Origin of the sequence: Roseburia sp. TF10-5 (assembly GCF_003462365.1) — a bacterium.
Classification (GTDB): Bacteria; Bacillota; Clostridia; order Lachnospirales; family Lachnospiraceae; genus Roseburia; species Roseburia faecis.
The window spans coordinates 1-10,557 of record NZ_QTYW01000032.1 but is presented as its reverse complement, the minus strand read 5'-3'; the positions used below and the strand labels follow the sequence as shown (position 1 = coordinate 10,557).

Here is a 10,557-nt window from a genome sequence, read left to right as displayed (position 1 = left end):
TTTTGTAAATCAACTTACATCTCATCTACACTTTGAATTATACAGGAAGCTATTTACTGATCGGGATTGGAATACCTGTTTTGTTTTCGATCATAGTAAGCAAATTTAAATGCTGTAAATATTTTGGAATTCCGAAGAGAAAATATATACACGAGATTTGTTCTTCGAAAAAGATGAATTGAAATGGATTAATGAGGCTTGGCGTTATTTAGATGATGTAGAGCAAGCACAGTAAGGAGAGATTATGAAAACAACATTACTTATCATGGCTGCCGGAATTGGCAGCCGATTTGGAACAGGAATCAAACAGTTGGAGCCGATCGATGATGCTAATCATATCATCATGGACTACTCGATCCATGATGCGATTGAAGCTGGTTTCAATCATGTGGTATTTATCATCCGTAAGGATATTGAGAAGGAGTTCAAAGAGGTCATCGGTGACCGAATTGCCTCCATTTGCTCTTCTCATAATGTAACAGTAGACTACGCTTTCCAGGACATCAACGATATTCCGGAAGAACTTCCGGAAGGACGTACAAAGCCGTGGGGAACCGGTCAGGCTGTGCTTGCAGCGAAGGACGTAATTAAAACTCCGTTCATCGTCATCAATGCAGATGATTACTATGGAAAAGAGGGCTTTAAGGCTGTTCATGAGTATTTGGTAAACGGCGGAAAGTCCTGTATGGCAGGTTTTGTGCTGAAGAACACATTGTCCGATAACGGTGGTGTGACCCGTGGTATCTGCAAGATGGACGAGAATGGAAACTTGACAGAGGTTGTGGAAATCAAGAACATCGTAAAGACCGCAGCCGGAGCAGAGGCGGACGGTGTGGCTGCTGATGTGAATTCTCTGGTTTCTATGAATATGTGGGGATTAACACAGGAGTTCTTGGATGTGCTGGAAAATGGTTTCAAGGAGTTTTTCGAGAAAGAAGTACCGAACAATCCTCAGAAAGCCGAGTATCTGATCCTGACCTTCATCGGTGAGTTGCTGGAGCAGGGAAAGATGTCCGTAAAGGTTCTGAAGACCAACGATACCTGGTATGGTATGACCTACCATGAAGATGTCGCAGCTGTAAAGGACAGCTTCAAGAAAATGTTAGAAAAAGGTATGTACCAGGCTGATTTATTTGCAGACTTGTGATATACTGAAAGTGTGAGCTCCCTGCGCTGCTCGGAATAATATCACACACCTCTCCGTGGTGAGCAGCAGGCAACGATCTGAGAATCAGAGATTTGATGATTGGCAAAGATGTGAAGAGATAACAACGAGAGATAGAAGGTGAAACGTGTGGGGGTTAGAGAGATTTCTCAACTACTTGATTCAATGTGCTGGCAAAAAGTGCATCAGGGAGACGCTGTGAGAATAGCACCGATTGATTATAATGCACTTATGCTAGATGAATTAGAGCAGATTGACAATTTTTCACCGAATTGTAAAGATGAAATGAAATGTCTCAGCCATTGCATTCGGCGATATTTGTGGAAAAATAATACTGAAAAATGGATTTTCGAATCGTTTCGTTGGAAATTATACAGTGCTACACTTGGTTGTACGGGGAATTATTTGTTGTATTATACCTAACTTGATCTTTTTTGCGCTCTATTTTCGATCCCAAAAGTTTAGAATGGCGAAGATTTGGATTCTATCAAAAATTAAGCGTACTTGAGATGACTGTGAAATAAAAAGGAATAATGAACGATGGGGTAGATGAAACATATCAAGAGATGCTCGAAAGGCTGAGGGAATATTGTAAGAGAGAAAAGAAGTCGATATACGCGTTGGCAAAAAATACAAATCTGTCAACTTCCAGCTTAAGCAATTTACTTAACGGAAAAACAAAACCATATGTGTACACGCTATTACTGATCTGTGATGCGCTTTCAATTTCGATCACAGATTTGGCTGATAAGGATGTATCAATGACAGAAGATGAAAAATGGATAATATCTTTTTATCGGAGATTGTCAATTAAGAAGAAAGAAATGTTGGCAACTTACATAAAGATGTTGTCACAATATGAAGAAAAAACGTAGACTGTGCATTTATTTAGAAATATGAAGTTCGGCATACCGAAAGGACATGACGCTAATACTGTGGTAAACTATGTATGAGAGATGGGTGACTCTAGAATAAGAGACTTTAATTAAACTTAGATTTGTAAAAACAAGAAACTCTGCTACCTTGATTTGACGTAATTGTACGGTGATTAAGACGGCAGAGTTTTTTAATAGATTGCACATATGACAAAAGAACTGTCTAAAGTGCGCGTGACGAATAAATCGGTGAACTTGTGAACGGAGATGGGTGATGGGAGGTGCAGGGGATGGACAAAAAATTGTATGATAAACGAAAAAAACCGGATTGCAAAAAAGAACAGCAGCGAAAAGAAATTTTTAGTACATATTCGGAATTATGTCCTCAAAAGCCTCAAGATAACCGCCTTTCGGGTTTGGAAATTGGAAATAAAAAGACAGGTAAATCTGGAAGAATTTATGACAAAATATTAGTATGGAATATCCCTCCGAAAATCACTTGCCCCGGGGCATCTGATTGGTGCTCCACGCATTGTTATAATGCAGATGCCAGAAAAGATGTTTATACAATTGACCGATGGTGTGAAAATCTGTGGGATTTTCATTTTCGGTCATCCGAACTGAAGGACAAAATTGAAAACCAAATAAACGAAGCCACTGGACGATGTGCGGTTCGATTGCATTCTAGCGGAGACTTTTTTTCAGAAGAGTACATTGATTTTTGGAAAGATATAATATTAGAATTTCCAAAAGTCTCCTTTTGGGGGTATACAAGAACATGGAATGTCCCTTGCTTAAAAAATAATGTGAACGAGCTTATGAATCTTAATAATATGCAGCTGTTTGCGTCATATGACACAACGATGGCAGCATCGATTCCTACGATTCCTAAAAGCTTGGTCTTTGATACAAGAGAAAATTTGTTTGAGTATGCGGTAAAGCATACAGATAGCATAATTTGCCCGGAGCAGTATGGAAGAGTGGAAAGCTGCGCTGACTGCGGCTTGTGCATGAAGAAAACAAACAAGGATGTTTTATTTCAGTTACATTAGGATAGGGGGGATAAAAATGAGAGAAAACATTATTGTTATGGTAGGCGGGAGAAGCGGTGTAGGGAAAACGTCTATTATTGATTTTTTAGTTAAGAACCAAGGTGAAAGATATGCAAGACCTCTCTCGTACACAAGCAGATTGAAAAGAAATGGCGAAGGGTGCGAGGAATACAACTTCATAAGTGAAGAAAAAATGATATTGATGCGAGATGAGGGCCGCTTCTTGAATTTTGATTGCGTATATGGAAACTATTACGCGATAGCAAAGAAATCCATTGACGTAATAAACACGGAGGGAAAAGTTCCAATTAAGGAAATTCATCCATCAAATCAAGCAAAAATAAAATTATGTTATCCAAACGCTGTATCAGTACTAGTAAAGGAAATTGGGGTGAATGGAGAGGAGAAAAGAATAGGCCGAGAAAAAGCTGATTCAGAGTATTATGAAAATCTGAATGAAGATAAGTTTGATGTAGTTTTTGCCAATGACAAACGATTGACGATAGAGGAAAACGCAAAAGAATTTGGCGCAAGAGTATACTCCTATATTAAATACAGAGCATACTTTCCAACAATTTGTGACATGGATAGGTTGAACCGTAAAGGATATGCGATGATTGCGGAAGAATTTACCGAACAAAAGCGCGTTACCACTCATAATTTTCACACTTTATCTGCAGACTTTTTTCAGAATTTTATAAATAAGTTTGTCTATCAAGGATGCAAAGTACTCGAAGTTGGACCAGGAAGAGGGTGGATGAGGAAGACGTGCTCGTGGCCGGTCGTAACATATGATGTATTAGAATTAACTGAAGAAATGGCGCGATTTTTAGATGCAAATGAAAAGATTGTATCAAGCGCAGCACGAACAATGATTGCGTCAAATAAGTATCAAGTGGCGGTATGCTCTCTTGCAGATCCATACTTCCATACAGAAACTTTATGCGAACTGCATAGGATATTGGCTCCAGGTGGAGTGCTTGCGTTTACATTGCCATCAGTAGACTGGTCAGAAAATTTGAGAGGAGATGAAATGACAACAACTTTTATCTCTGAAAATGGTGATAAAGCTGTGACGTATTCACTTGTGTTTGAGGCCGAAAAGATTGTTGAAATCTTACAAGACTGCGGATTTAATGAAATTAAGGTGAATGAGATAACAGGAAAAAAATTGATGGAAAAAAATGAATATATCTCTCCAGCAATCATCACGGCAGCAGAAAATAAAAAATGTAAACTAGATGAACTCGAGATTATAACAACTGTTATTTGCAAAAAATAATATAGAGGAGAAAATACAAAATGAATAATCAACTACCCATAAATCAAAAAAAGAATATTTATAAAAAAGCAAAAAAGCTAATTGATATGTATAAGAAAGGCCTTTTAGGTGGAGAAGTCATGCCTGAGGATGCCAACCCCGGACTTTCAAAGGATTCAAAAGAAAATTGTTTGTACTTTACATTGCCGATGGCACTTAACTATCAAAGAAATTCATACAAATTATGGGAGGCGGCAAAAGCAACATATGAAGATATAGAAACAGTAGATGTGTTTGATCCTAAAGCAGCTACCCAAATGAGTGAGGGTGAATTAAAGAACCGGTTGGTGAAGTATAAAGTTGCACTGCAACCCAATAAGCACCCTGAGATTTGGAGAAAATTATGTGCAACATTGTGCGATGATTTTGACGGAGATATAAGAAATTTATTTGTTAAAAATGATAACTCTGTCGAAAAAATCAAAGAATACATTGTGGGAAACAAGAAAAAGTTTCCGTATTTGTCAGGCCCCAAAATTTTAAACTATTGGCTGTATGTGATGACGCAGTATACAACCATAGACCTTGCCGGAAGGGAACACATTACTGTTGCACCAGATACGCACGTTATTCAGGCGAGCATTAAGTTGGGGCTAATTAAGGACGAGGACAAAAGCAGAACGGATATCAGAGAATATGTAAGTACATTGTGGGAAGAAGTGTTTTATGATACGGAATATTGTCCTATTGATGTACACACACCGCTCTGGTTATGGAGCAGGAATGGCTTCGCGGCACAGATTGAGGTGGATAAGGATAATGAGCTTTTTCAAAGTGGGTTGTAATTTTTCCGAGGACTTATATGAGCAGGCATTTCATTTAAATAAGGAAGTTAGCATAAACAGAATAGAGGAATTCTATGGCTCGCGCAAAGAAAGCGCATGGCTGACGGCGCGCCCTGAGTTTAGACTGCAGAGTGTTACGAGAGACGAGTTTGCAAGATACATTAATGAACTTTCAGAAAGGGGAATTTCGTTTAACTATACGCTGAATACAAGCTATTTAGGCAGTAAGGAGCAAATAATAAAAAGAGAAGAAGAAATACAAGAATACATTTCTTTTTTAATTGAAGCTGGAGTGAAAACCATAACGGTTTCGCTTCCTTATATGGCAGAAATTATTAGAAGGGTGAGTGATAAGATTGGAATCGAGGTAAGTACAATCGCACATCTTGACTCATTGACGCAAATTAAAATATGGCAAGAGCTGTACGGAATCACAAAGATTTGCATCGGATTAAATAAGAATCGCGATATAAACTTTTTAAGTGCCGCGGCTCGATATTGTAATGAGCATGATATTGTACTTACTTTATTGGCAAATGAATTTTGCGGAAATGGAATAACCGAAAGTGATGAAATAAGAGGAGCAACTGGATGTATATTTCGGGATCATTGCTATCAGTTGCACTCCGCAGGCTATCAAAAAGAAACAAAATTACATAAAGATTATCCTATGGGGATGTGTATTGCTAGTAGAAAATCGAAAAGTGTTTGGCTGAAAATGAATTACATAAGACCCGAAGATATAAAACGGTATAATGAAATCGGAATAGACCACTTTAAGTTGACAGGTAGAACAGGAAGTACAGCACATTTGCAGGAAATTATGTGTGCGTATATGAAAGAATCATATGACGGAAATTTGCTTGGATTGTGGAAACATTTGGAGACTATAAAGGAGGAAAAAGAAGAGTCCTTCCGACCGCAAGTCTATATTGATAATAAAAAACTAGACGGATTTGTTGATTACTGGTTCGAAAACAGAAATCATACCTGTGCAAATGAAATATGTGGTGAAACTTGCAAGTATTGCGACTTATTTATAAAAAGAGCAAATATCTGAAAAGTAAATGCTATACTGAGAGGTATATAATAGTATGTTGAAAGAGCTTGAAATATACGATTTCGGAACATATGTAGAAGCAATTACACGAATTGATGCCGAACAATAGTATCGTATGTGGTTCCGGGACCAGTCTGATTATTTGTGGGGTCTTGTACCATCGGTTCAACGAAAAGAAGGTAGAGGTAAACATGATGAGCAGTATATAACGACCAATTTCATGATTCATACTATGCGGTTGAATCCAAATGCTCCACAACGGTATGACCGTGCATCGTGGTTGACATTGATGCAGCATTATGGTTTGCCAACCAGATTATTGGAGTGGTTGGAATCTCCGCTGGTTGCATTGCATTTTGCATTAAGTAGCGATGAAGATGCAAAGACGGATGCTGCTGTTTGGATTCTAAACCCAATGAAGTTGAATAAAAAAGCGGGCTATGGAGAATATGTACCTCCGATAAGTTATGACAGTTTGAGTGGTGACTTAGAAGGCGCATTTTCTAATCATGATAACGACAATAATAAACTACAGAACAGAATCATCGCGTGTCATGGTGTAGGAAGCGACTTGAGGATGTATGTGCAACAATCAGATTTTACGATTCACAGTACTGCTGAACGGCTGGATCAGAAACTCATGTCGGATGAATCCTGTGACTATTTTTATAAGATTCGTATACCGCAGCAGATTAGAAAGCAACTCTTAGATCAGCTTGATGCGATGGGATTCCATAAAAGCTCTATTTACCCTGATATGGAGCATATTGCCCAAGAAGAAGCAAATATGTATTTCAGTTCCCAAAATTGAGATGGAACCGGTATAGCCTTAATCATTTTTATGTCATATTATATCCGGCTTAGATGCGAGTGATGAATAATCCGGGTTGAAATCCATTACCTGTCCGGTGTATGGGGGCTCTTCCGTAATTACCCGTTTTTGCCTTTTTATATTATCGGAAATATAGTATAATTAACATATCAAAAGATATGAGGGAGGCAGTCAAATGCCAGGTTCACACGGTGCATTATGTACAAATAGTTTTTATCCTGAAACTGAATTAAATATAACGGAGATTCAGGAATATGAAAAACAGATTTTAATACGAATGAAATCAATCTCCAAGGATTGCAGGTGCCCGAAATGTGGCTGTATAACAGATAAATATCATGGAACTTATATTCGTAAAGTACAGGATCTTCCTATTTTAGGGAAGAGGGCTCAACTTGAGATTTGCTCTCATGAATATGAATGTATAAACGATGGCTGTGAAGTAACAACGTTTGCTGAAACATTTGATGGTTTTCTTAATACTTATAGTCGTATGACAGAACGATGTGCTGATTTTATCTGTACACTAGCAATGGAATCTAGCTGCGAAGGTTGCGCACGTATTTGTAAGGCACTTGGTATTAAAATCAGCGGGGATACTGTTATAAGACTACTTTTGAGAAAGTATGAAGTTCTTCCCGGGCCAGAGGTGGGCGATGTGATCGGCGTGGATGATTTTGCATATAAAAAACGACATACATATGGAACTATTATCGTAAACGAAGAAAATCATGAACCAATTGCGTTGTTAGATGGAAGAAATGGAGATACACTAAGAGATTGGCTTAGGAATAATAAACATATAAAAGTAGTCACTCGTGATCGAGCGAGTGCATATGCAAAAGTAATATCAGAAGAATTACCCGATGCTATGCAAGTAGCAGACCGGTTTCATTTACATCAGAATTTATTAGAGGCAATCAAAAAGGCACTGAATCATGAAGTTCCAGCAACAGTAAACATTCCTCATGCTGAACAGTCGGCTGTTATAGAAGAAACATGTAAAAAAAAATCGAATCTGATGTGGATAACTCTTCTGTTTTTTCAGAAAAACGGTATAAAATGATCTGTCAAATACAGGAATTTTTAAGTGAAGGTTGTAGCTATCGTGAGATAGCAAAGCGGATGGGAATAGGGCGAAATACGATTGCAAAATATCGAGAAGGTGATCCGAAAAAATTAAGTATGTACGGAATCCGGCAGAGTAAATTAGATATATTTTACGACTACACTATTCAATGTCTGGATTCCAAATGGAGCAAAAGCAAAACAATAAAAGAAATATATGCAAAAGGATATACAGGTTCAAAGAGTAACGCCTTTGAATACTTGTGTAAAATAGAGCAAAAAGAAAACAAATATTTTGAGGTGCAACCATATATCCGAACAATGACAGAAGGATTAAAATACAGAACAGGTAGTATCGGAAAAGAAAAGGACTATATCACACGTGAAGGGATATTCCGATATATGTGGATGGATACAGAATTAACAGTAGCACACAAAAACTATATTTATGCTCAGTATCCTGCGGTCTGGGAATTTCATTGTTGCATAAAAGAGTTTCGAAAAATTTTTAAAAAGCGAAATGTTCCACTACTATACTTATTCATAGAAAAATATTGCAAAAGCACGATTAAAGCAGTGAAGAGTTTTGCCGAAGGACTAAAAAGAGATATAGTTGCGGTTGAAAATGCCGTAGCCTATGACTATAGTAATGGTTTTGTAGAAGGGTCAAACAGTCGATTAAAAATGATAAAACGAACAATGTATGGACGTTGTAGAAAACAATTATTAGAGGCAAAACTTCGATATGTTGGGAAATTTAAAAACGGATAATTGCGGAAGAACCTCACGAAGCAGAATATCCATTAAAATGTTAAGAGGGAAAAATGTACGACTATTTAATTGTTGGAGCCGGTTTATTCGGTTCGGTATTTGCCAGACAGCAAGAAAGTGCTTGTGATCGATAAGCGCCCGAACATTGCTGGCAATGTTTATACGGAGGATATTGAGAATATCCATGTGCACAAATATGGTGCGCACATTTTCCATACAAATAATAAAGAAGTGTGGAATTATGTTACGCGTTTTGCGGAGTTTAATCGCTTTACGAACAGTCCGGTAGCGAATTATAAGGGAGAGTTGTATTCGCTGCCTTTTAACATGTATACGTTCAATAAGATGTGGGGCGTTGTGACACCGGAGGAGGCTGCAGCGAAAATTGAGGAGCAGCGCAACGAAGCTGGCATTACGGAGTCGCACAATCTGGAGGAACAGGCGATCTCTTTGGTTGGCAAGGATATTTACGAGAAGCTGATCAAGGGTTATACGGAGAAGCAGTGGGGACGCGATTGCAAGGATCTTCCGGCTTTTATTATTAAGCGACTGCTGGTTCGGCTGACGTTTGATAACAATTATTTTAATGCTTTGTATCAGGGGATTCCGGTGGGCGGCTATACGAAGATGGTTGCCAATATGCTGGATGGAATTGAAGTGCGTTTGGATACGGATTATTTCGAGAATAAGACAAAGCTGGATGCTTTGGCGGATAAGATTGTTTATACAGGGGCGATTGATGCTTACTTTGAATACCAATTGGGTGCTTTGGAGTATCGTTCTGTACGCTTTGAGACGGAAGTGCTGGACAAACCGGATTTTCAGGGAAATGCGGCGGTGAATTATACGGATCGAGAGACGCCGTGGACGAGGATCATCGAGCACAAGTGGGTTGAGTTTGGCAAGGATGATGACGGAAATGATATTCCGAAGACGGTGATCAGCAGAGAATACAGTTCGGAGTGGAAGGTCGGTGATGAGCCGTACTATCCGGTGAATGATGAAAAGAATGGTGCGCTGTATCAGGAATATAAGAAGCTGGCAGAGAAGGAGCAGAAGGTAATCTTTGGCGGACGGCTGGGCGAGTATAAGTATTATGATATGGATGCCGTGATTGCTTCGGCGCTGGAGCTAGCAGAGAAGGAATTGGATTAGGAAAAACAGGAACCGCCCCAGGTGAAGACATGGGGCGGTTCGGCGTTACATATTATTTGTTTTGTTTAGCAAGTGCAGCTTCCAATTCAGCGATACGAGAGGCCTGTTGATCAATGGTCAATTCCGTAGTGTCGATCTTCTTCTGTGGCAAGATCGTTGCGGCTTAGATCAATCAAATGAATCGAAAACTTTTCACTGTACAGAGTTTTCGTTTTCACATGGAGAAGCTGATACAGTGTATTGAATTTCCTGCGATAGCTATATCCTACCACAAAAATAAATTTCTTTCACGGACAAATATCCTACCACACAGGGATATTGTTAGGAAATTACATTTTATTGAGAAAATAAGGTTGCTATAGTATAATATATTCTGAAAATGTAGCAATAGAATAATCGGGTTTGTGAAATATATATAATAAAAGGGGCTGTAAAAAAACTCCCCTGACAGAAAAATCGCCCAGACCGTGAGG

Annotated in this window: 9 protein-coding genes and 1 pseudogene; all 10 read left to right on the top strand. The window is 38.6% G+C overall.

From position 1 onward, the window contains the following. Positions 1–244: 244 nt before the first annotated feature. The 10 genes and pseudogenes from DXD06_RS16580 to glf all read left to right on the top strand — a co-directional run bounded on the left by DXD06_RS16580 (position 245) and on the right by glf (position 10,084). Entirely contained in the window at positions 245–1,147 is a 903-nt protein-coding gene (locus DXD06_RS16580) for a sugar phosphate nucleotidyltransferase (protein ID WP_117833167.1), read from the top strand. A 551-nt stretch (positions 1,148–1,698) separates the two neighbouring features. Beyond that, the gene (locus DXD06_RS16570; RefSeq protein ID WP_117833165.1) at positions 1,699–2,040 is read left to right on the top strand and encodes a helix-turn-helix domain-containing protein; all 342 of its coding nucleotides are present in this window, start codon (positions 1,699–1,701) and stop codon (positions 2,038–2,040) included. A gap of 290 nt (positions 2,041–2,330) precedes the next feature. Continuing rightward, complete coding sequence (locus tag DXD06_RS16565) at positions 2,331–3,092, top strand: GP88 family protein (RefSeq protein ID WP_117833164.1); 762 nt, start codon at positions 2,331–2,333, stop codon at positions 3,090–3,092. Positions 3,093–3,108: 16 nt separating this feature from the next. After that, the gene (locus tag DXD06_RS16560; RefSeq protein WP_158569562.1) at positions 3,109–4,374 is read left to right on the top strand and encodes a methyltransferase domain-containing protein; all 1,266 of its coding nucleotides are present in this window, start codon (positions 3,109–3,111) and stop codon (positions 4,372–4,374) included. A gap of 20 nt (positions 4,375–4,394) precedes the next feature. Next, positions 4,395–5,198 (top strand): hypothetical protein, encoded by an 804-nt coding sequence (locus DXD06_RS16555; RefSeq protein WP_117833162.1) that lies wholly within the window; start codon positions 4,395–4,397, stop codon positions 5,196–5,198. After that, a complete protein-coding gene (locus DXD06_RS16550) occupies positions 5,173–6,258 on the top strand; it encodes a U32 family peptidase (RefSeq protein WP_158569561.1) in 1,086 nt (361 codons plus the stop codon). The genes DXD06_RS16555 and DXD06_RS16550 overlap by 26 nt, the downstream gene beginning before the upstream one ends. Before the next feature lie 115 nt (positions 6,259–6,373). After that, on the top strand, positions 6,374–7,069 hold the full coding sequence (locus tag DXD06_RS16545) for an FRG domain-containing protein (protein WP_117833160.1): 696 nt from the start codon (positions 6,374–6,376) through the stop codon (positions 7,067–7,069). A gap of 196 nt (positions 7,070–7,265) precedes the next feature. Further along, a complete protein-coding gene (locus DXD06_RS16540; protein ID WP_117833159.1) occupies positions 7,266–8,156 on the top strand; it encodes an ISL3 family transposase in 891 nt (296 codons plus the stop codon). Further along, positions 8,153–8,929 carry a transposase gene (locus DXD06_RS16535; RefSeq protein WP_117833158.1) on the top strand — a complete coding sequence of 259 codons (777 nt, stop codon included), beginning with the start codon at positions 8,153–8,155 and terminating at the stop codon, positions 8,927–8,929. Before DXD06_RS16540 ends, DXD06_RS16535 begins: the two co-directional genes overlap by 4 nt. Positions 8,930–8,982: 53 nt before the next feature. After that, positions 8,983–10,084 (top strand): annotated as a pseudogene (glf, locus tag DXD06_RS16530) (UDP-galactopyranose mutase). The last annotated feature ends 473 nt before the right edge of the window (positions 10,085–10,557 follow it).

Excerpts from the sequence above, each read along its gene's own strand:
- DXD06_RS16580 (WP_117833167.1), top strand. The coding sequence starts at position 245 with ATGAAAACAACATTACTTATCATGGCTGCCGGAATTGGCAGCCGATTT.
- DXD06_RS16570 (WP_117833165.1), top strand. The coding sequence starts at position 1,699 with ATGAACGATGGGGTAGATGAAACATATCAAGAGATGCTCGAAAGGCTG.
- DXD06_RS16565 (WP_117833164.1), top strand. The coding sequence starts at position 2,331 with ATGGACAAAAAATTGTATGATAAACGAAAAAAACCGGATTGCAAAAAA.
- DXD06_RS16560 (WP_158569562.1), top strand. The coding sequence starts at position 3,109 with ATGAGAGAAAACATTATTGTTATGGTAGGCGGGAGAAGCGGTGTAGGG.
- DXD06_RS16555 (WP_117833162.1), top strand. The coding sequence starts at position 4,395 with ATGAATAATCAACTACCCATAAATCAAAAAAAGAATATTTATAAAAAA.
- DXD06_RS16550 (WP_158569561.1), top strand. The coding sequence starts at position 5,173 with ATGAGCTTTTTCAAAGTGGGTTGTAATTTTTCCGAGGACTTATATGAG.
- DXD06_RS16545 (WP_117833160.1), top strand. The coding sequence starts at position 6,374 with ATGTGGTTCCGGGACCAGTCTGATTATTTGTGGGGTCTTGTACCATCG.
- DXD06_RS16540 (WP_117833159.1), top strand. The coding sequence starts at position 7,266 with ATGCCAGGTTCACACGGTGCATTATGTACAAATAGTTTTTATCCTGAA.
- DXD06_RS16535 (WP_117833158.1), top strand. The coding sequence starts at position 8,153 with ATGATCTGTCAAATACAGGAATTTTTAAGTGAAGGTTGTAGCTATCGT.